The organism is Allocellulophaga tsushimaensis (assembly GCF_055383085.1).
This window is the reverse complement of sequence record NZ_AP039451.1, coordinates 4328897-4349336: the sequence shown is the minus strand read 5'-3', so window position 1 is coordinate 4349336 and position 20440 is coordinate 4328897. Positions and strand designations below refer to the sequence as shown.

21 protein-coding genes are annotated in these 20440 nt (G+C 31.1%); 15 read left to right on the top strand and 6 right to left on the bottom strand.

Annotated features, from left to right (window positions below; all coding sequences use genetic code 11):
* Positions 1 to 120: 120 nt before the first annotated feature.
* Positions 121 to 1188 carry a branched-chain amino acid aminotransferase gene (locus tag ACZ451_RS18670; RefSeq protein WP_464214931.1) on the bottom strand — a complete coding sequence of 356 codons (1068 nt, stop codon included), beginning with the start codon at positions 1186 to 1188 and terminating at the stop codon, positions 121 to 123.
* Between the two features lie 105 nt (positions 1189 to 1293).
* On the opposite strand from ACZ451_RS18670, the gene ACZ451_RS18665 reads away from it, so the two are divergent.
* From ACZ451_RS18665 to ACZ451_RS18625, 9 genes are all read left to right on the top strand, one after another.
* Positions 1294 to 1785: a DUF4920 domain-containing protein gene (locus tag ACZ451_RS18665; RefSeq protein ID WP_464214930.1), complete on the top strand. Its 492-nt coding sequence runs from the start codon at positions 1294 to 1296 to the stop codon at positions 1783 to 1785.
* A 3-nt stretch (positions 1786 to 1788) separates the two neighbouring features.
* Entirely contained in the window at positions 1789 to 2457 is a 669-nt protein-coding gene (gene mnmC2 / locus ACZ451_RS18660; RefSeq protein WP_464214929.1) for a tRNA (5-methylaminomethyl-2-thiouridine)(34)-methyltransferase MnmC2, read from the top strand.
* A gap of 116 nt (positions 2458 to 2573) precedes the next feature.
* Positions 2574 to 3533 (top strand): TIGR01777 family oxidoreductase, encoded by a 960-nt coding sequence (locus ACZ451_RS18655; RefSeq protein ID WP_464214928.1) that lies wholly within the window; start codon positions 2574 to 2576, stop codon positions 3531 to 3533.
* Between the two features lie 187 nt (positions 3534 to 3720).
* Positions 3721 to 4311 carry a nucleotide exchange factor GrpE gene (locus tag ACZ451_RS18650; protein ID WP_464214927.1) on the top strand — a complete coding sequence of 197 codons (591 nt, stop codon included), beginning with the start codon at positions 3721 to 3723 and terminating at the stop codon, positions 4309 to 4311.
* Between the two features lie 11 nt (positions 4312 to 4322).
* Positions 4323 to 5432, top strand: coding sequence for a molecular chaperone DnaJ (gene dnaJ / locus ACZ451_RS18645; protein WP_464214926.1), 1110 nt, complete (start codon positions 4323 to 4325; stop codon positions 5430 to 5432).
* A 296-nt stretch (positions 5433 to 5728) separates the two neighbouring features.
* Positions 5729 to 6664: an ABC transporter ATP-binding protein gene (locus ACZ451_RS18640; protein ID WP_464214925.1), complete on the top strand. Its 936-nt coding sequence runs from the start codon at positions 5729 to 5731 to the stop codon at positions 6662 to 6664.
* A complete protein-coding gene (locus tag ACZ451_RS18635) occupies positions 6657 to 7985 on the top strand; it encodes an ABC transporter permease (protein ID WP_464214924.1) in 1329 nt (442 codons plus the stop codon). The genes ACZ451_RS18640 and ACZ451_RS18635 overlap by 8 nt, the downstream gene beginning before the upstream one ends.
* Positions 7986 to 7989: 4 nt before the next feature.
* Complete coding sequence (locus ACZ451_RS18630) at positions 7990 to 8880, top strand: mechanosensitive ion channel family protein (RefSeq protein ID WP_464214923.1); 891 nt, start codon at positions 7990 to 7992, stop codon at positions 8878 to 8880.
* 18 nt (positions 8881 to 8898) lie between these two features.
* Positions 8899 to 10062, top strand: a complete 1164-nt coding sequence (locus ACZ451_RS18625; protein ID WP_464214922.1) for a sigma-54-dependent transcriptional regulator — start codon at positions 8899 to 8901, stop codon at positions 10060 to 10062.
* Positions 10063 to 10263: 201 nt separating this feature from the next.
* On the opposite strand, the gene ACZ451_RS18620 is transcribed toward ACZ451_RS18625, so the two are convergent.
* Entirely contained in the window at positions 10264 to 10971 is a 708-nt protein-coding gene (locus ACZ451_RS18620) for a hypothetical protein (protein ID WP_464214921.1), read from the bottom strand.
* 197 nt (positions 10972 to 11168) lie between these two features.
* On the opposite strand from ACZ451_RS18620, the gene ACZ451_RS18615 reads away from it, so the two are divergent.
* The 4 genes from ACZ451_RS18615 to ACZ451_RS18600 all read left to right on the top strand — a co-directional run bounded on the left by ACZ451_RS18615 (position 11169) and on the right by ACZ451_RS18600 (position 14940).
* Positions 11169 to 12053 carry a PPK2 family polyphosphate kinase gene (locus ACZ451_RS18615; protein ID WP_464214920.1) on the top strand — a complete coding sequence of 295 codons (885 nt, stop codon included), beginning with the start codon at positions 11169 to 11171 and terminating at the stop codon, positions 12051 to 12053.
* Positions 12054 to 12083: 30 nt separating this feature from the next.
* Positions 12084 to 13493, top strand: a complete 1410-nt coding sequence (locus ACZ451_RS18610) for a M20/M25/M40 family metallo-hydrolase (protein ID WP_464214919.1) — start codon at positions 12084 to 12086, stop codon at positions 13491 to 13493.
* Between the two features lie 39 nt (positions 13494 to 13532).
* A complete protein-coding gene (locus ACZ451_RS18605; RefSeq protein ID WP_464214918.1) occupies positions 13533 to 13763 on the top strand; it encodes a DUF1059 domain-containing protein in 231 nt (76 codons plus the stop codon).
* Positions 13764 to 13995: 232 nt separating this feature from the next.
* A complete protein-coding gene (locus ACZ451_RS18600) occupies positions 13996 to 14940 on the top strand; it encodes a peptidylprolyl isomerase (RefSeq protein ID WP_464214917.1) in 945 nt (314 codons plus the stop codon).
* Between the two features lie 527 nt (positions 14941 to 15467).
* On the opposite strand, the gene ACZ451_RS18595 is transcribed toward ACZ451_RS18600, so the two are convergent.
* The 4 genes from ACZ451_RS18595 to ACZ451_RS18580 all read right to left on the bottom strand — a co-directional run bounded on the left by ACZ451_RS18595 (position 15468) and on the right by ACZ451_RS18580 (position 18232).
* Positions 15468 to 15659: a cold-shock protein gene (locus ACZ451_RS18595; protein WP_215956506.1), complete on the bottom strand. Its 192-nt coding sequence runs from the start codon at positions 15657 to 15659 to the stop codon at positions 15468 to 15470.
* A 110-nt stretch (positions 15660 to 15769) separates the two neighbouring features.
* Positions 15770 to 16519: an LVIVD repeat-containing protein gene (locus ACZ451_RS18590; protein WP_464214916.1), complete on the bottom strand. Its 750-nt coding sequence runs from the start codon at positions 16517 to 16519 to the stop codon at positions 15770 to 15772.
* 3 nt (positions 16520 to 16522) lie between these two features.
* The gene (locus ACZ451_RS18585; protein ID WP_464214915.1) at positions 16523 to 17035 is read right to left on the bottom strand and encodes a hypothetical protein; all 513 of its coding nucleotides are present in this window, start codon (positions 17033 to 17035) and stop codon (positions 16523 to 16525) included.
* Between the two features lie 402 nt (positions 17036 to 17437).
* The gene (locus tag ACZ451_RS18580; protein WP_464214914.1) at positions 17438 to 18232 is read right to left on the bottom strand and encodes a DUF6503 family protein; all 795 of its coding nucleotides are present in this window, start codon (positions 18230 to 18232) and stop codon (positions 17438 to 17440) included.
* Between the two features lie 76 nt (positions 18233 to 18308).
* On the opposite strand from ACZ451_RS18580, the gene ACZ451_RS18575 reads away from it, so the two are divergent.
* Together ACZ451_RS18575 and ACZ451_RS18570 are read left to right on the top strand one after the other, a co-directional pair.
* A complete protein-coding gene (locus ACZ451_RS18575) occupies positions 18309 to 19130 on the top strand; it encodes a TrmH family RNA methyltransferase (protein WP_464214913.1) in 822 nt (273 codons plus the stop codon).
* A gap of 78 nt (positions 19131 to 19208) precedes the next feature.
* Positions 19209 to 20432, top strand: a complete 1224-nt coding sequence (locus ACZ451_RS18570) for a M48 family metallopeptidase (protein WP_464214912.1) — start codon at positions 19209 to 19211, stop codon at positions 20430 to 20432.
* Positions 20433 to 20440: the final 8 nt, after the last annotated feature.

Here is a 20440-nt window from a genome sequence, read left to right as displayed (position 1 = left end):
TTTAGTAAAGTTGATCAAAACTCTAACTTAGGTTAGAGTTTTTTTATGCATAAAAAAATCCTATGAAAATAGCTTCACAGGATTGATTAAATTATTTTAAAATGATAAGTCTAATCTAAATTAAACCTTAAACCGCCAACCAAATTTATCTTCAGCTCTGTTGTATTGTATATCAGTAATACGCTTTTTCAATTTTTCGGCATAATTATGTTCAATCTCAGGTAAATCATAATCTGTATCCTTATAACCAAAACTTGCTATTGGCGATACTACTGCGGCTGTACCTGCACCAAACATTTCCTTTAAAGAACCATTTTTAGCAGCTTCAACAACTTCTTTCACAGTTATTTTACGGACTTCTACAGGAATCCCTTCATCTTCAGCAATACTAATAATACTTTTACGTGTAATTCCATCTAAAATCCTATCACTAGTAGGTCCAGTAATTAGAGTATCATTAATTCTAATAAATATATTCATGGCTCCAGCCTCTTCTATATATTCGTGCGTATTATCATCGGTCCAAATAACTTGGTTATATCCTTTTTTTACCGCAAGCTGGGTTGGATAAAATTGCCCAGCATAATTACCACCAGCTTTTGCAAAACCAACTCCACCGTTTGCAGATCTTGAGTAGGTCTCTTCTATTAATACTTTTACTTTTCCAGAAAAGTATGCTCCAGAAGGCGCTAAGCAGATCATAAATTTATATTCATCGGCAGGAGAAGCATGAAAACCTTGTCCAGATGCAAACATAAATGGACGGATATACATGGAACTCCCCGCTTTTTTTGGAATCCATTTCTCTTCAAGTTTTAGTAGAGCAGTCAAACCCTCCATAAAATATGCCTCAGAAATTTCAGGGATAGCCAAACGATGCGCAGAAATATTTAATCTTTTGTGATTATCTAAAGGTCTAAACAACCAAATGTCATCTGCTTCATCTTTGTAAGCTTTCATGCCCTCAAAAATAGATTGACCGTAATGAAAAATTTTAGCTGAAGGATCTAAAGTGATGGGCTGATAAGGCACAATCTGAGGTTGTTCCCATGCTCCATTTTTAAAATCACAAACAAGCATATGATCTGTAAATACACTTCCAAATGATAGGTTGTCAAAATCTACTTGATCAATTTTAGAGGTTTTAGCCTTTTCAATACTAACTAAGCTATTCGCTGTACTTTCCATTATTTATAATTTGTAGCGTTAAAATTAATGAATTATCATCATTAGGACTTCTTTTTTAATAAAAAATAACCAACTTTGTATAGAACAGATCATAAAATAAGAATTATGAAAAAGATTAACATTTTACTTGCATTTCTGTTATCTATTTATCTTGGTAATGCGCAATCGGAGCTCAGTGAAATTAAAGATAAACCTGTTTTTGATTCCTTTGGAGTTAAAATAAATCATAAAAATGCAATGAGTACAGCAGAAATTACTAAAAAATACAAAATACTGAAGGCATCAGATACCCTACAATTAAAATTCACCGCTACAGTAGATCAGGTATGTAAGGCTAAAGGTTGTTGGATGAAGCTAAAACTAGAAGATGGAAGTGTTGCTATGGTAAAGTTTAAAGGTTATGGGTTTTTTATGCCCACTGATATTGTGGGGAAAGAGGTAACCGTAAATGGTTTGGCTTTTATAGAAGAAATGTCAGTTAAAGCACAAAAACACTATGCAAAAGATGCTCAAAAAAGTGCGGCTGAAATTGCGGCAATAAAAAAACCAAAAAAAACATATAAGTTTGAAGCTGATGGTGTTTTAATAAAAAATTAATTTTTGAAACGAAAAATAATTACCACAGCTGATGGTTCTAAGACCATACAAATAGTGGATTGGAATGAACAGTATCATTCAATTCATGGAGCCATACAAGAAGCCTATCATGTTTTTATTAAATATGGGCTCTCCTTATTTAAAGATGATAAAGTTTCTATCTTAGAAATAGGTTTTGGAACAGGCCTTAATGCTTTGATTACAGCTATTGAAGCAAAAAAAATGAATTTGGATATCAAGTATACTGCGGTAGAAGCATACCCTGTACAGCTGAAAGAAATTAGAGAATTAAACTATATTGAAGAATTATCTGCAACAGATTATAGCGATCAATTTTTAAAAATGCATAGTTCTAATTGGGATGAACCTATTTTAATCTCCAAGCAATTTAATTTACTTAAACAGCAAAAAGACTTTGTTACTATTGATGATGTTAATTTGTTTAACCTTGTATACTTTGATGCTTTTGGGGCTAGGGTGCAACCAGAATTGTGGACAGAAGTTATATTTTCTAAAATGTATACAGCTATGAAAACTGGTGGAGTTTTGGTTACATATGCTGCCAAGGGGAGCGTAAGAAGGGCAATGCAAGCAGCAGGATTTATAGTAGAACGCCTTCCTGGACCACCTGGTAAGCGAGAAATGTTAAGGGCAGTAAAGCCTTTTGCATAAAAAAAGAATAAAACTTAATGTTGTAATTTAATTTTAAACCTAAACAATAGTGTTAAACCTAAACTAAAATGTATGGTTAGGTCTTAAAAAACTAATATCTTTAAAATAAAAAGTATATGGCTATTCTTATTACTGGAGCAACTGGGCTTATTGGAAATGAGATTGTCTTGGAATACCATAAAAATAATGTCTGTGTACATTACCTAACTACTTCTAAACGTAAAATTGTAACAGAAGCACTTTATAAAGGTTTTTATTGGGATCCAGAGCATAACGAAATAGATTTAAATTGCTTTACTGGTGTAACAGCAATTATAAATTTAGCAGGTGCTTCTATATCTAAAAGATGGACAGCCAATTATAAAAAACAAATTCTTAGTAGTAGAATTAATAGTTTAGATACTTTGCATAAAGGCTTACAGAAAGTTGATGTCTCTGCAATTACTTCTTTTGTATCTGCTTCTGGAATAGCAACATATCCTAATTCATTGAGTGGTTTTTACGAAGAAGATACAGCAACTATTGACGATAGCTTTTTAGGAGAAGTTGTACAAAAATGGGAACAAAAAATAAACACTTTTAAGGAATTTAATATAAATGTTGCCACTATTAGAGTAGGTTTGGTACTCTCTAATAAAGGAGGCGCTTTACCTGCGATGGTTAAACCTATAAAATATTTTATGGGAGCAGCTTTTGGTTCTGGGAAACAATGGCAATCTTGGATTCATATTAATGATTTAGCACGTATTTTCTTATTTGCTATAGAAGAAGAAATTACGGGTGTCTATAATGGAGTTGGGTCAAATCCTGTAACTAATACAAAATTAACTTTAGAAATTGCAAAAGTTTTAAAAAGACCTTTATTCCTACCAAATATTCCACCATTTTTTTTAAAACTCATTTTGGGCGAAATGTCGTATCTCCTGTTTTCGAGTCAAAGAGTGAGTAATAAAAAAATTATAAACGAAGGTTTTGTTTTTGAATATCAAAATGTTTGTAAAGCATTAGGAAATCTTTATGGTAATGAGCAAGAAGAGAAAGTAACTTCTGGGGATCATATCAATTCTTGTGCATAATAATTTATGTTGTTTTAATTCAAATTAAGCGGCTTTCCTATACCAATTCCCTTTCCTAAAAGACTTAGTTTTTTATCATTTTTCCATAACTACAGTTATTTTTATTTTTTTCAATGACATTTTGACATTTTTAAAGAATTGGCAGTACTTTTGCCAACTTTAAATTTAGATTGCAAAATGGAATCAAATGAGTAAGAAAAACAAAGAACAAAAGACAACTACAGAGGAGACACATAATGCACAAGATGTTATAGAAAACCCAGTAGAAGATGCTACTCCAAAAGCAGATACAGAAGAAGTAGACAAAACCGTTGAAGCCGAAGCAATTTCGGAAGAAGAGCAACTTAGAATAGATTTAGCAAAAGAAAAAGACAAATTTTTAAGACTTTTTGCTGAGTTTGAAAATTATAAAAAAAGGACTTCAAAAGAGCGTATGGATTTATTTCGTACTGCTGGGCAAGAAGTAATAGTAGCTTTATTACCAGTTTCTGATGATTTTGATAGAGCCATGATAGAATTGGCTAAGTCAGAAGATGAAGAAATGTTTAAAGGAGTAGAACTTATTCAAAATAAATTTAGACAAGTTTTAAAAGCAAAAGGTTTAGAAGAAGTAGAAGCAAAAGCAGGAGATGTTTTTGATGCTGAGTTGCATGATGCTATTACCCAAATTCCTGCCCCAGATAAGAAGTTAAAAGGTAAAATTATAGATGTTATTGAGAAAGGCTTTAAGCTTGGCGATAAGATCATCCGTCATCCCAAAGTGGTGGTTGGTAACTAATAAAATCGGTTATGAAGGAAGATTATTATGACATTTTAGGTATTTCAAAAGGGGCAACTGCTGCTGAAATAAAAAAAGCATATCGTAAGAAAGCTGTTCAGTACCATCCAGATAAAAACCCTGGGGATACTAAAGCTGAGGAAATGTTTAAGAAAGCAGCTGAAGCCTATGAGGTATTGAGTGATGAAAATAAAAAAGCACGTTATGATCAATACGGTCATGCAGCTTTTGAAGCTGGCGGCGGAGGCGGTGGCTTTGGAGGCGGTATGAATATGGATGATATTTTTAGCCAATTCGGTGATATCTTTGGTGGCGGTGGCTTTAGTGGTTTTGGCGGTGGCGGAGGTCAGCGCAGAGCTAAAGGCAGTAATCTTAGAATTCATGTTAACCTTACCCTAGAAGATATTGCCAATGGGGTAGAGAAAAAAATAAAGGTTCGTAGAAAAGTACAGGCTAGTGGAGTAAGCTATAAAAACTGTGCTACTTGCGGCGGTCGTGGTCAGGTTACCAAAATAACCAATACTATTTTAGGGAGAATGCAAACCGCAGCAACCTGTAGCAGCTGTAGTGGAAGCGGTCAGATTATAGACAAAAGGCCTTCTGGTACAGATGCACAAGGTTTAGAAGTAAAAGAAGAGACCGTTTCTGTAAAAATACCTGGAGGCGTTGAAGACGGGATGCAATTAAAAGTTTCTGGGAAAGGTAATGATGCTCCAGGAAATGGTGTCCCAGGAGATTTAATTGTAGCTATAAGTACTAAAGAACATCCTACTTTAAAAAGAGAAGGCGATAATTTGCATTATGATTTGTATGTGAGCATTTCAGAAGCCGTACTTGGAACCTCAAAAGAAATTGATGCTGTTACTGGAAAAGTTAGAATAAAATTAGAATCAGGAATCCAATCTGGTAAAATTTTGCGCTTACGTGGAAAAGGGATTAATAGTTTAAATGGTTATGGAGCCGGAGATTTATTGGTTCATGTGAACGTTTGGACGCCTAAAACATTAAATAAAGAACAGAAAGAGTTTTTTGAAAAAATGAAGCATAATGAAAATTTTATTCCCAATCCTGAAAAATCTGATAAGTCTTTCTTCGAAAAAGTAAAAGATATGTTTTCTTAATTAAAAATAAAATGTATATTTGACTAACATTGGGAAACCGATGTTAATTTTCTTTTTCATAGCAATTTTTTTCCCATCCTTAAATTTTATTGAGGGTGGGTTTCTTTTTTAACAAAATTTATTTTTTTATAGATTTTACAATTCGTTAAACAAAATTGTTAATAAACTAGAGATTTGATTTTCAGCTGTATGCGTAATTTTCACTTTTTTTTACCCTAAATCATACAAATAAAAGATAGTAGGGTGTCTAGTTTTTCTTTTAAAAGGGTTTCTATATCTTTGATAAAATTGTTTTCATGAACAACATCTTGGAAGCTAAAGAGGTCTCTAAAAGATATGGAGACTACTTAGCTCTTAATAACATTTCTATAGAAATACCTGAAAATAGTATCTATGGTCTTTTGGGACCAAATGGAGCAGGAAAAACTACTTTAATTAGAATTATAAATCAAATTACATATCCAGATTCTGGAACTGTTTTATTTAATGGGAAACCATTAAATTCTGAACATATTAGTATGATTGGGTATCTTCCAGAAGAGCGGGGTTTGTATAAAAGTATGAAAGTTGGTGAACAAGCACTTTATCTTGCACAACTTAAAGGAATTTCAAAAAAAGAAGCAAAGAAAAAACTTAAATATTGGTTTGATAAATTTAATATAGGAGACTGGTGGAATAAAAAAGTGCAAGAACTTTCAAAAGGAATGGCACAAAAAATACAATTTATAGTTACTATTTTACATGAGCCAAGATTATTAATTTTTGATGAGCCTTTCAGTGGTTTTGATCCTATAAATGCAAATTTAATTAAAGAAGAAATTCTTCAATTACACCAGAATGGAACTACCATTATTTTTTCCACACATCGTATGGAATCTGTTGAAGAGCTATGTGAGTATATTGCCTTAATACACAAGTCAGAAAAAATACTTGATGGGAAATTAATGGATATTAAAAAACAGTACAAGAAAAATATTTTTGAGGTAGGGATGCAAGTTGAAGATAGAAAAACAATTGTGAATACGCTTAAAGAAAAGTTTTTAATTACAAATGATTTTTTTGATGAAACTGAAAAGCAATTGAACTTTAATATTCAACTTTCTTCAGAAAACACACAGGAGATTTTAACAAATCTATCTTCTTTAGGAAGATTAAATCATTTTTTAGAAACCGTACCTACTGCAAATGATATTTTTATAAGAACTATAGAAAGTAAAAATTCTCATGAGTAAATTACCACTAATTATAAAACGAGAATATATTGCAAAAGTTCGCAATAAATCTTTTGTAATCATGACTTTTTTAAGTCCTATTTTAATGGTAGGAATGATTGTTTTAATTGCTTTTCTAACAAAATTAAATGATAACGAAAAACAAGTTATTACGGTTTTAAATGAAAGTAATTATTTTAAGAATCAATTTGTAACCAACCCTAATATATCTTATATTAATTTTAAAAATATAAGTTTAGAACAGGCTATAGATTCTACTACTAATTTAGGTTACTACGGACTTTTGTATATTCCTAAAGCTATAGATTTAGAGCAGACAGCAACCGAGAGTTTTTTTTACACAAAAGAAGTTCCAAATACCGCTATATTAAACAAGTTAGAAACAATTTTTGGAAATAGACTTCAGGAAAATAGACTTTTAAGTTTAGGAGTTTCTGCAGAAGAGTATGCTCAAGTAGAACAAAAGTTTACCATACATACAGCAACATTTAAGGGGCAAGAGAATGTAAAAGGGTATAATGAAATTAGAGCTTTTGTAGGTGGTGCATTCGGTTATTTTATAATGATGTTCATTATCATTTATGGTAATTTTGTAATGCGTAGTGTTATCGAAGAAAAAACAAGTAGAATTATTGAAGTAATTATATCATCAGTAAAACCATTTCAACTGATGATGGGAAAAATTATAGGAACCTCTTTTGCAGGTATTACGCAGTTTATAATTTGGATTATTTCTGGTGGGATTCTCATAACCATAGCGTCTTTAATCTTTGATTTAGATATGAGTTCTTTAGCAGCGGGGCAAGAAATGCCAGCTGTTGCTGTATCAGAAATGCCTAAAGCATTAGAAGGCAGTGAAGATTTAATAGCAGAATTATTTAAATTACCTATTGTATTACTATTAGGTATGTTTTTAATTTACTTTATATTAGGTTATTTAATTTACAGTTCTATTTATGCTGCTATTGGTGCTGCGGTTGATAATGAATCGGATACGCAGCAATTTGTATTTCCCGTTATTTTACCATTAATGCTAGCCATTTATGTAGGTTTCTTTTCTGTTTTTAATAACCCACATGGTCCTATAGCGGTTGGTTTTTCGCTATTTCCATTAACTTCGCCTATAGTAATGTTAATGCGTTTGTCTACAGGCATAGGAGAAGGAGGAGTTCCAATTTGGCAGTTAATATCTTCTATTTTATTGTTAATTGTTACTTTTATGGGTATTGTATGGTTAGCAGCAAAAATATACAGAGTAGGTATTTTAATGTATGGCAAAAAACCAAGCTATAGAGAAGTATTTAAATGGTTAAAATATTAGAAGTATGCCCCAGAAAGATACAACTGAAAAAGTACAAGAGATTATTCAGAAAGATATTTGGGGTACAATTGTAGATTTTTTAAACCTTGGGTTTCATTTTGGAGAAGGTGATAAAACAATACATGTTACCATAGGCCTTGTTCTAATTTTATTAGGGGCTATGATCGCTACTGGTTGGGTGTTAAAGTGGTTGCGCATGCTTTTTACCCGTAAAATGGAAACTGAAGATAGGCTAAAGTTTGTCAGCGTTTTTAAATTTATAAAATATGTGGTATACATGATTGTTATTGTGTTTACCATGAGTGCGGCAGGTATTAATATTACAATATTAATAACGGCATCTGCCGCTTTATTTGTAGGTTTAGGACTTGCATTACAAGAATTGTTTCAAGATGTATTAGGTGGTATTTTTATAATTGTTGATAAATCTTTAAGTGTAGGAGATATTGTTGAGGTAGATGGGAAAGTCGGCAAGGTATTTGAAATAAAACTAAGAACAACAAGAAGTATTACAAGAGATGATAAGGTAATTATTATTCCTAATCATAAATTTTTAACAGAAACTGTATATAATTATACGCAAAACCACAAAACAACAAGAGAAACCATTCGTTTAGGAGTTGCATATGGGAGTGATATAGAATTGGTAACAACTCTTTTGATTAAAGCAGTAGAAGAACAAAAAGGAGTTTTAAAATCGCCGAAACCTTTTGTTTTATTCGAAGATTTTGGAGATTCAGCACTCATATTTGCAATTAATTTTTACATTAATGATAGTTTTTCTGATCCTAAAATTAAAAGTGCTATTAGATATAAAATAGAGAAAACGTTTAGAGAACATAACATTAGTATACCATTTCCGCAAAGAGATGTTCATATTAAGAACTCGATTTAAGAAAATAAAAATAAATAGATGTCAAGAATATTAGTTATCGAAGATGAAGCCGCTATTAGAAGAGTTTTGGTAAAAATTCTTTCAGAAGAGAGTGATAAATATCAAGTAGATGATGCTGAGGATGGGCTAAAAGGAATTGAAATTTTAAAAAAAGAAGATTATGATTTGGTGCTATGCGATATAAAAATGCCTAAAATGGATGGTGTTGAAGTATTAGAAGCTGCTAAAAAAATAAAACCAGAAATACCTTTTATTATGATTTCTGGTCATGGAGATTTAGATACTGCAGTAAATACGATGCGTTTAGGAGCTTTTGATTATATCTCCAAACCACCAGATTTAAATAGACTGCTTACTACTGTTCGCAATGCTTTAGATAGAAAAGAATTAGTAGTTGAAAATAAAATTCTTAAAAAGAAAGTAAGTAAGAATTATGAAATGGTGGGAGAGAGTAGCGCTATTGGGGCTATAAAAGATATGATAGAAAAAGTTGCTCCAACAGATGCACGTGTGCTTATAACTGGTCCAAACGGAACAGGAAAAGAGTTAGTAGCGCATTGGGTACATGAAAAGAGCCCAAGAAGTGCAGCACCTTTTATTGAAGTTAACTGTGCTGCAATTCCATCTGAATTAATAGAAAGTGAGCTTTTTGGTCATGTTAAAGGCGCTTTTACTTCTGCAGTGAAAGATAGAGCTGGTAAGTTTGAAGCCGCTAATAATGGTACTATTTTTTTAGATGAAATTGGAGATATGAGTTTGTCCGCACAAGCAAAAGTATTAAGAGCTTTGCAAGAGAGCAAAATATCTAGAGTAGGTACAGATAAAGATATTAAAGTTAATGTAAGGGTATTAGCTGCTACCAATAAAGATCTGAAAAAAGAAATTGCAGACGGTAAATTCCGTGAAGATTTATACCACAGATTAGCTGTAATTCTTATAAAAGTACCATCGTTGAATGATAGAAGAGATGATATTCCCTTACTAATTAATTATTTTGCAAAGAAAATTGCCGCAGAGCAAGGTACCGCTACAAAACAGTTTACTACTAAGGCTATAGATTTATTAAAAGAGTACGATTGGACTGGGAATATTAGAGAATTACGCAATGTTGTAGAGCGACTAATTATCTTAGGTAATACTGAAGTAGATGTTGAAGACGTAAAACTTTTTGCTAGTAAATAATTAGTTTTACTCGATAATAGAGATTTAAATGCTCCCGAGGCTTGTCTCGATATTTTTAGTTATATCCATACAAATACCTCGTGGGCTTGTTTCGTGATTGTTTATCATCAAGATTCAAAGTATTTTTCAATAGCATTATCTCTTGGATTTAGCTGAAGTAGTGAATTTCAGAATTTGCGCTGCTATTTTTTACGTATCGTTTTACTTAGTATTAGTTTTATTACTATTACAATTTTCTAATTTTTTCAATGCAGCTGCTGTGATAGCTTTTGTACGTAATTGATAGTATTTTTTACCTTCAGTAAGGTCTTTTCTTAAGAGTTCTTTTTCGCACTTGTTATATATACCAGTTGCAAAATCTTTCGCTTCTTTGCAATCAACTGTGGTAACAACATCATTTAAAGAATTTTCAAATTTTTCTAAAGCAAGATCAATTTTTTGCCTTAAAATACGCTCATTCAATTCGGTTTTAGAAAGCTCTTTTTCTTCTGTAGTGCTTGTATTTAAAGTTAATACATCTTTCTGATACTTACTTTGGTGTAAATGATGTTCTTCTAAAGACTCTAAGCTATTCTGTATATCCTCTAAGGCTATATTAAGAAATATTTTGGCAGCGTTTGTAGAAGATGTTTTAGTAGCTTTTATGAGGTTTTTTAATGCATCATATAAGTTTCTAGTGGCATAATCACATCCGCATTCTTTTAATTTTTCTTTAGTATTTTCAATAGCATTAATTGCCTTGTAGATCTGATATTTTGTTTTATGTATATCGGTCTCTTTAATTGCTTGCTTTGTTTGATCGTTAATATACGAGATATTAGAACCAACATATTCACATTCTCTGCCATTAGAAAACGACAATAAAAAGAAAAAAGTAAGTATGTATATAGGTAGAAAATAAACTTTCATAGGTTAAGATTTATAGTTTATTGTAATATTTGGGCTATTACATTAATAAAGATACTAACTGTATGAGTATGTTTCATTCTATTTTCGATAAAATGCTTTTTTGTTAGTTAAGATTTATAAAGTGTGTAAATTTAACGGTTAAAAGGTTAATTTTTTTGAGGTTTAGATGGTAACTTACATGCAAAATTAAAAATATAATGGATTATATAGACACAAAAGCTTATAAAGTTATAAATAATATTAAATTAAAAGATCGTACTGCAGTTGAAAATTTTGGATTAGAAAATAAAATTTTAAAAAAGCAACTTTCCACAGTTAGAAGAGCCTTAGGAGAATTTCAAGATATCATGTATGCGCACGGAAAATATAGCGTGTTGATATGTTTGCAAGGTATGGATACTTCTGGTAAAGACAGTTTGATAAGAGAAGTTTTTAAAGATTTTAATGCTAGAGGAGTAGAAGTGTACAGTTTTAAAGTGCCTACGGAGTTAGAATTAAAACACGATTATTTATGGCGCCATTATATAGCACTACCTGCAAAAGGCAAAGTAGGTGTATTTAATAGAACTCATTATGAAAATGTATTAGTAACTCGTGTACATCCGGAGTATATAATGGGTGAAAATATCCCAGGAGTAAATTCTGTTAAAGATATTGATGATGCTTTTTGGGCAAAAAGATTTGAACAAATTAATAATTTTGAGAAGCATATAACCGAAAATGGTACTTTAATATTTAAATTTTTCTTGCATTTGTCTAAAGAGGAGCAGCGTAAACGTTTACTAAGACGTTTAAATTTAAAAAGTAAAAATTGGAAATTTTCTCCTGGAGATTTAAAAGAACGTAAGTTATGGGGTAAATATCAAGAATGTTATGAAGATGCTATAAATAAAACATCTATGCCTCATGCGCCATGGTATATTATTCCTGCTGATAATAAAAAAGCGGCAAGACTTATAGTGGCTACTACCTTGTTAGAAGAATTAAAAAAATATAGGGATATTAAGGAACCTGAGTTAGATGATAAAATAAAGCTTAATTTAGAAAATTATAAACAAGAATTAAATTCTGAAGAAAATTAAGATAAAATTGTACTAAAAAATTAATATAAAATGAAAGGAAGTCTAAAAATAATGATGTTGCTATTAGGGTGTTTAAGTGTACATTGTGCTGCGCAAACTAAAGATGAAGAACAATTAAAAGCAATATATAATACAGCGTTAACAGAAAGTAAAGCGTATGCATGGTTAGATCATTTGTCTAACCAGATTGGAGGTAGACTTTCTGGTTCTGTTGAAGCGCAACAAGCAGTAGATTATACTAAAAAACAATTAGAACTTTTAGGTTTAGATAAAGTATGGTTACAACCAGTAATGGTACCGAAATGGGTTAGAGGAGCTAAAGAATATGCTTATTTTGAAGAACCTTCTGGTGCTACTACTAATGTACCTATTTGTGCCTTGGGCGGTTCAGTTGCTACACCAAGTTTAGGTATAAAAGCAGAAGTAATAGAAGTAAAAGGGTTAGAAGATTTAAAGGCTCTAGGTAAGGAAAAAATTAAAGGTAAAATTATTTTTTACAACAGACCAATGGATCCTACTAATATCAATACATTTGATTCATATGGCGGCTGTGTAGATCAGCGTTATTCTGGTGCAGCTGAAGCAGCTAAATTCGGAGCAGTTGGTGTTATTGTACGTTCTGTAAACCTCCGTTTAGATGATTTACCTCATACTGGTTCCATGGGGTATGGTGATACGGCTGTTTCAGATAGAATACCTGCAGCGGCAATTAGCACTAATGGAGCAGAATTATTAAGTGCAAAGTTAAATTTAAGCCCAAGTCTAAAGTTTTATTTTAAACAAAGCTGTGAGCAACTCCCAGATGTACAGTCGTATAATGTTATAGGTGAAATAGCAGGGACTACTCACCCTAACGAAGTAATGATTATAGGTGGGCATTTAGATTCTTGGGATTTAGGGGATGGCTCCCATGATGATGGCGCTGGTAGTGTGCAAAGTATGGAAGTGTTACATTTATTAAAGCAAACTGGCTATAAACCTAAAAGAACTATTAGGGTAGTATTGTTTATGAATGAAGAAAATGGATTAAGAGGCGGAAGTAAATATGCCGAAATAGCTGCTACAAAACAAGAAAAACATGTTTTTGCTTTAGAAAGTGATAACGGCGGGTTTTCCCCACGTGGTTTTTCTTTTGATTGTAGTGAGGCTAATTTTGAAAGAGCAAAAAGTTGGAAAAGTTTATTTGAACCTTATCTTATACATTCTTTTAAAAAAGGTTATGCAGGTGCAGACATTGGTCCTCTAAAAAGTTCGGAAATGGTCTTAGCAGGATTAAAGCCAGATTCACAACGGTATTTTGATCATCACCATGCAGCAAATGATACGTTTGAACATGTGAATAAAAGGGAATTAGAACTGGGAGCAGCTACTATGGCAAGTTTGGTATATTTATTTGATACCTATGGAATAGTACCATTACCTAAGAAGATAAAAGGATAATAGATAATTTAAAAGAAGTTAAATTTTATATAGTTTATAATGAAAACAATGACTTGCAGACAATTAGGTGGGGCTTGCGATATAGAGTTTAAAGCAAATACCTTTGAAGAAATAGCAGAAATGAGTAAAAAACATGGGATGGAAATGTTTCAGAAAGGAGACAAGCCGCACTTAAGGGCAATGAGTGAAATGAAAGCACTGATGCAATCTCCTAATGCAATGCAAGCTTGGTTTGAAAATAAACGGAAAGAGTTTAATGCGCTTCCATAATTTTTTACAAATATTAGATATCGCAAAAAAAATTAAAAGAAAGCTTATATTCAAATAGTATCATACAATCGATTCTATAAGTATATTTTTTGTGTGATGCATAAATAATAATGTAACAGAATCTATTCATTAGATAAATACGTGGTTATTCTAAGAAGTAGAAATGATGAAGTAACAATTCTATTTTTTCATAACAAAACTGTACATTTGCCGTTCACAAAAAAAGAGTACAATGAAAGACGGAATCTACGCAAAATTCAATACTTCAAAAGGAGAAATAGTAGTTAAACTTACACATGACAAAACACCAGGAACTGTTGGTAATTTTGTTGCATTAGCAGAAGGAAATTTAGAAAATAAAGTAAAACCTCAAGGTACCCCATATTATAATGGATTAAAATTCCATAGAGTAATTCCAGACTTTATGATTCAAGGGGGTTGCCCATTTGGAACTGGAACTGGAGATCCAGGTTATAAATTTGATGATGAATTTCATCCAGATCTAAAGCATGATGCGCCTGGAGTGTTATCTATGGCAAATTCAGCAAATCCAGGAACAAACGGAAGTCAGTTTTTTATTACGCATATTGCAACACCTTGGTTAGATAATAAGCATACTGTTTTTGGACATGTAGAAACTGGTCAAGACATTGTTGATGCAATAGCCCAGGGAGATGTGCTAGAATCTTTAGAAATAGTTAGAGTAGGTAAAGAAGCTGAGGATTGGAATGCAGTTGAAGCTTTCAGAACATTTGAAGGCGCAAGAGAAAAAAGAATTGCAGAAGAAAGAAAAAAACAAGCTGCCGAATTAGATAAAGTCTCTGCTGGTTTTGAACAAACGGCAAGCGGACTTCGTTACAAAATAATTCAAAAAGGAAACGGACAACAAGCAGAAGCTGGGAATAATGTATCTGTACATTATGAAGGTTCTTTAATCAGTGGAACTATTTTTGACTCTTCTTATAAAAGAAAACCAAAAAAACCAATTGACTTTCAAGTAGGAGTAGGGCAAGTAATTCCTGGATGGGATGAAGGTATTTGTTTGTTGCAAGTAGGAGATAAAGCACGTTTTGTAATACCTTCAGATTTAGGTTATGGTAGCCAAGGAGCAGGAGGGGTAATTCCACCAAATGCCACTTTAATATTTGATGTAGAATTAATGGCTGTTACTAAATAATAATATTTTCAAGAGCATAAAAAAAGAGGTGAGTACAATATATATTCACTTCTTTTTTTATGCTTTCTTATTTCTATTAACACTTAGTGCTAAAAACAATAAATTTACACTAACTAACAATAAAATGATACTGAAAAATGTAATCATTGTCAAATTTGTTTAATAATTATTTATATTAATAAAACAATTTAGTCTTCAAAAACCCTACCAAAATTTCTTTTTTAATTAAAAATTATTTTTAGAATTACTATTTTAGACATCATAATTCAAAAAACTTACTTCTAATAGCTCATAAATTTTAGAAAATGTTTGGGTTTACACATTCTGTTTAATTGTTAGATACTACACTTGTACAATGGTTGCGTGTAATTAGTAACAAAATTTAGGTAAATGTAAGAAATGTTTGTAAGTGATAAAAAATTATTGTAGAAAATAATTTATTTTTTATTTAAAACAGAGTAAATAGTAATAAAAAAGCTCAGCCGTATGGCTGAGCTTCTGTTTCAAAAAAAAGTTGTTACCGTATGTTAAAGTACTTTTACATTTACTGCGTTCAATCCTTTTTTACCTTGTTGTAATTCAAATTCTACAACATCACCTTCACGAATTTCATCGATTAAGCCAGAAATGTGTACAAAATGATCTTCGCTTGAGCCTTCTTCAGTGATAAATCCAAAACCTTTAGAATCATTGAAGAATTTTACTGTTCCTTTGTTCATTATAAAATATTAAAAAAATTAATTAAGTAGTAAAGATAGTACAATAAAATTAACTAAGTGATTTTTTGATAGTTATATTAATTTATTAACGATAAATTTACACTATAGTATCATATAGAAATTTGACTTAATTCTTCTGTAAAAATTTCATTCTCATTGTTTAGTGATAGGTTGTATTGAAATAGCCCTGTTTCACCTATAGCTATTAATAAATCATTAGAAATAATCACATCAAATGCACTTTTATCAATACTTTTTACAAGCTTAGAGTTTATAGGATCTGTAACATCAAATATTTTTATTTCATCATCACAAACAATTAAAAAATTATGGTACAGACCTAAACCTCTTGGGAATATTAAATTTCTTGAGTTTAATAGAATAGGGTTTTTAACATCAGTTACATCATAAACTTCTAAAACATTAATGTTATTTCCACAAAATGTTTCTGAGTGTAATGTTACATAAGCATGCGTGTCATTAGCAACAACAGGATCACAGGAAGTAAAATGTTGAACACTAGATAGTCTTGTTGGAAATTCTGGATTTTGCAAATCATAAATAAACATTCCGTTTTGTGAACCTATATAAAGAAACTCTTTGTAACTAAATAAAGTCTCAATATTAAAACCAATAGGTACTTTGTTTACAATAACAGGTTCTTCAGGATTAAAAATATTAAAAACATTTAAGTCCATATTATCTACAGTGTATAAATAATCTCCTTTAAGAGTAAAACGGGCCAAAGAACCCCCTTGACCATCATTACTTGGAGAAGCAATCTCACTATTTGTAGAATCCGAAGAACATCCTATCATAAAAATTAACACAAATACTAGTATAAAATTATTTTTCATCATTATTTAGTTTTTTAATTTCCAATCTATTACAACACTATTAGCAGGTATATTATTTGCATAAAAACCATCTGGAGATAATAACTCTGGAAAAGTATTAGGAATTCTTTTTGTTAGATTAATAGTGTTTTCTGTTTGATTGTATTCTAATGCAATCAGATCCGTAGCTTGGTTTATATAGATCATATTATTACGTATAGCAAGATCTGTTGCTCCAAGAGTTTCTAAAAAACGAATTGCTTTAGGATTACTAGGATCACTATTATCATACACATGAAAACCTTTGTTTACTTCATTAATAAATAATAAGTTATCCTTTATATATATTTTACCAGATGTATTAATAGGTATTGTATTTTTAAGCTGTACAGCGGTATCAAAAATTTCTCTACTTAAATAAATAGGTTCATATAAAGAACTAGTAGGATCAGGTTCTTCTATTTCTTCACTATCAATAAACCAGCAACTTTGTAAAAGCAATGCCAAAAGCATTACAGTAATTAGATTTGTATTTTTCATATATTAGATTGTTTTATATTTATTAAGATTAAATATAAATAAAAAGGTTGCGTATAGTTTACTATTTTTTTTGATAACCTTTCTCCTTTAAATATGAAATACGCTATATTTTCTTGTTAATGTGGTTAATTGACTGAAGTTTTCTATAATTTTTATAAGCTAGTCCTGTGAAATAGATTTGGAGAAGAAGGGAGTTCTTTAATTTGAACTACTGTTAATCCTTGAAAATTTGACTTAGTTACTTTTGATGCAGTAGCTCCTGATAAAGAAGCAAAAGTTTTGAAAAAAAGTTACCTTGAATGAATAATAACCGAAGAATTACTTAAGATTAACATTTTAAAATATAAATTCAAAAAAACCGACTTGTAAAGTCGGTTTTTTGAATTTATCAGGTACTAAAAATTATTTTTTCATTGCTACTATGGCACCCTCTGGTTTTGCATAAAAACGTGCTTGTTTGGCTGTGGTACTTAAACTTACGTTTTCAAAAAGGCGTTCACTTGCTAATTCTAAAATAGTACGGCCTTCAGTTTTATACCAGGAAATAGATTTAGGTAAAACCATACCATCAATAGTTTGCCAATTGTTATATCTAATCCAACTGATACGGTCTGATTTTTCACCACTTCTGTACGTTACGGTATAGCCTAACCACGCCATTTGACTTGTTTCTGCATCGTAATGAATAAAATATTCATCTTTAGAAGACACCCCAACTCCATCATTATAACTGATGCGTATACCGGGAAATTTCTTGCCTTCAAACTCTAAATCTTCTGTTTCCCCATATACAATACCATCATCTGCTAAGACAAAAGGCATTGCATAAAAATAAAACATCAAATTATGATAAAAAATAGGATCTCCTTTATATTTGCCTTCTTTATCTAAAGACCAAAAATCTGTGCCATCATATCCTAGTTCAAAACCTGAAGTAGTAATTTTTTCATGTCTGGAATATAAGTCTATCGTTTGCGTTTCTGGCGATTCTTTTGGCATGGTATAACTTAACGTTCTTTGTTTTTTCCATAGATCCAATCCGCCATGTTTTTTAAAAATTTTCTGAAGTATTTCTGGATATTTGCTAATTTCTTCTTTTGAAGTTACTTTTTCTGGCATTTCTGATGCCGTCTCCTTTGGTGTTTCTTTACAGTTAAAAGTAAATAATAATGTAAGTAGTATAATGAAATGTTTCATAATTTATGTTCTTTTAATTTTGCGTTTTGTCGAGTTATCGATAAGTAATTTACAAGATTAAGTTATTTTTGTGTAGATGAGCGAAGTTAAGCATATTAGTAGTTTACAAAATACTTTCATAAAAAAACTAATTGTATTAAAAGAAAAGTCTAGAGAACGTAAAAAAGAGTCTCTTTTTGTTATTGAAGGTTATAGAGAAATTATGCTAGCAATAAAAGCAGCTTATACCCTTAAAACAATTTACTATTACGCTGATATTCTAAGTTTAGAAAGAGTCCTTAAGTTAGTTGCTCCATTAAAAAATCCTCCAGAAATTATTGAAATTTCTAAAGAGGTGTATCAAAAAATAGCCTACAGGGAAACTACAGAAGGTATTATAACCATTGCAGAGGCAAAACCTCATAAATTATCTCATTTAGAATTTAAAACTAAAACACCACTTGTTCTAGTTGCTGAAGCCCCAGAAAAACCTGGTAATATTGGTGCTTTGTTACGAACTGCTGATGCTGCTAATATTGATGCTGTTTTGATTGCAAACCCTAAAACAGATCTATATAACCCAAATATTATACGTTCTAGTGTAGGCTGTGTTTTTACAAACCAGATTGCAACAGGAACTTCAACAGAAATCATCAGCTATTTAAAAGAGCATCATATTACTATAAACTGCGCTGCCTTAACCGCTTCTAAAAATTATTTAACTGTAGATTTTAAGAAATCAACGGCTTTAATAATGGGTACCGAAGCAACTGGCCTTTCTCAAGAATGGTTATTAAATTCCGATCAGAATATTATTATTCCTATGGAAGGAGAAATAGATTCTATGAATGTATCCGTTTCTGCTGCCATTCTTATTTTTGAAGCTAAAAGACAGCGAAGTTATAACGTTAAACTATAAATTTTATCAAAAAAAAGCAGTAATCCACTCCTAAAAACGTAAATTTCAGCATCAAACAACCAACAAACCCAAGTTCCGATGACCTTATTTTATAGTATAATTTTAATTTTAACGCTACAATATGTACTAGAAACAGTGTTAGACTATTTAAATTCTAAACGGTATCAAGATCCTATTCCACAAGATTTAAATGATGTCTTTGATGCACAAGAATATGAAAAATCGCAAGCATATAAAAAAGTAAATTATAAATTTGGTTTCATATCTTCTACATTTTCTTTTGTATTACTACTCTCTTTTATCTTTTTAGGCGGATTTGAATTTATCGATAACATTGCTAGAAGTTATACCGAAAATCCAATAGTAGTGGCTTTATTATTCTTTGCTCTTATAATGATAGGGAGCGACCTCCTAAATACACCATTTTCTTACTATGCTACTTTTGTTATTGAAGAGAAGTTTGGCTTTAATAAGACAAGTAAAAAACTTTTTTTTATAGATAAAGTTAAAGGTTGGTTAATGATGCTTGTTTTTGGTGGTGCAATCTTGGCATTGATCATTTGGTTTTTTCAATGGGCAGGGAACTATTTTTGGTTATATGCTTGGGCAGTTGTTGCTATATTCTCCTTATTTATCAATTTATTTTATAGTAAACTTATTGTTCCTATTTTTAATAAACAAACTCCATTAGAAAATGGGTCTTTAAAAGAAAAGATCGAAGATTACGCCAAAACAGTTGGTTTTGAATTAAGTAATATTTTTGTGATAGATGGTTCCAAGCGTTCTACTAAAGCTAATGCTTATTTTTCTGGTTTGGGAAAAGAAAAAAGAGTGACTTTATATGATACTTTAATTAAAGATTTAGAAGAAGAAGAAATTGTTGCTGTTCTTGCGCATGAAGTAGGGCATTACAAAAAAAAGCATATTATTTTTAACCTTATCAGCTCTATTTTGCTTACCGGAGTAACACTTTTTGTGTTGTCGCTTTTTATTAATAACCCAAATTTTTCTCTTGCAATAGGTGTATCGCAACCAAGTTTCCATGCCGCTTTAATTAGTTTTGGGATTCTATATAGTCCAATTTCTGAAATTACAAGTTTATGGATGAATATGATGAGTCGTAAATTTGAGTATCAAGCAGATGATTATGCTAAAAATACATTTAATGCTAAAGCTTTAATAGGTTCTTTAAAAAAACTATCTAAAAAGAATCTGAGCAACTTAACACCACACCCTGCTTATGTATTTATGCATTATTCTCATCCGCCATTAAGTGCTAGAATTAAAAACTTAAAGGCATAATTTTTGTT

Bases quoted from the DNA above. Each gene is read 5' to 3' on its own strand.
- ACZ451_RS18670 (WP_464214931.1), bottom strand. From the start codon at position 1,188: ATGGAAAGTACAGCGAATAGCTTAGTTAGTATTGAAAAGGCTAAAACC.
- ACZ451_RS18665 (WP_464214930.1), top strand. From the start codon at position 1,294: ATGAAAAAGATTAACATTTTACTTGCATTTCTGTTATCTATTTATCTT.
- ACZ451_RS18655 (WP_464214928.1), top strand. From the start codon at position 2,574: ATGGCTATTCTTATTACTGGAGCAACTGGGCTTATTGGAAATGAGATT.
- ACZ451_RS18650 (WP_464214927.1), top strand. From the start codon at position 3,721: ATGAGTAAGAAAAACAAAGAACAAAAGACAACTACAGAGGAGACACAT.
- dnaJ (WP_464214926.1), top strand. From the start codon at position 4,323: ATGAAGGAAGATTATTATGACATTTTAGGTATTTCAAAAGGGGCAACT.
- ACZ451_RS18640 (WP_464214925.1), top strand. From the start codon at position 5,729: ATGAACAACATCTTGGAAGCTAAAGAGGTCTCTAAAAGATATGGAGAC.
- ACZ451_RS18635 (WP_464214924.1), top strand. From the start codon at position 6,657: ATGAGTAAATTACCACTAATTATAAAACGAGAATATATTGCAAAAGTT.
- ACZ451_RS18630 (WP_464214923.1), top strand. From the start codon at position 7,990: ATGCCCCAGAAAGATACAACTGAAAAAGTACAAGAGATTATTCAGAAA.
- ACZ451_RS18625 (WP_464214922.1), top strand. From the start codon at position 8,899: ATGTCAAGAATATTAGTTATCGAAGATGAAGCCGCTATTAGAAGAGTT.
- ACZ451_RS18620 (WP_464214921.1), bottom strand. From the start codon at position 10,971: ATGAAAGTTTATTTTCTACCTATATACATACTTACTTTTTTCTTTTTA.
- ACZ451_RS18615 (WP_464214920.1), top strand. From the start codon at position 11,169: ATGGATTATATAGACACAAAAGCTTATAAAGTTATAAATAATATTAAA.
- ACZ451_RS18610 (WP_464214919.1), top strand. From the start codon at position 12,084: ATGAAAGGAAGTCTAAAAATAATGATGTTGCTATTAGGGTGTTTAAGT.
- ACZ451_RS18605 (WP_464214918.1), top strand. From the start codon at position 13,533: ATGAAAACAATGACTTGCAGACAATTAGGTGGGGCTTGCGATATAGAG.
- ACZ451_RS18600 (WP_464214917.1), top strand. From the start codon at position 13,996: ATGAAAGACGGAATCTACGCAAAATTCAATACTTCAAAAGGAGAAATA.
- ACZ451_RS18595 (WP_215956506.1), bottom strand. From the start codon at position 15,659: ATGAACAAAGGAACAGTAAAATTCTTCAATGATTCTAAAGGTTTTGGA.
- ACZ451_RS18590 (WP_464214916.1), bottom strand. From the start codon at position 16,519: ATGATGAAAAATAATTTTATACTAGTATTTGTGTTAATTTTTATGATA.
- ACZ451_RS18585 (WP_464214915.1), bottom strand. From the start codon at position 17,035: ATGAAAAATACAAATCTAATTACTGTAATGCTTTTGGCATTGCTTTTA.
- ACZ451_RS18580 (WP_464214914.1), bottom strand. From the start codon at position 18,232: ATGAAACATTTCATTATACTACTTACATTATTATTTACTTTTAACTGT.
- ACZ451_RS18575 (WP_464214913.1), top strand. From the start codon at position 18,309: ATGAGCGAAGTTAAGCATATTAGTAGTTTACAAAATACTTTCATAAAA.
- ACZ451_RS18570 (WP_464214912.1), top strand. From the start codon at position 19,209: ATGACCTTATTTTATAGTATAATTTTAATTTTAACGCTACAATATGTA.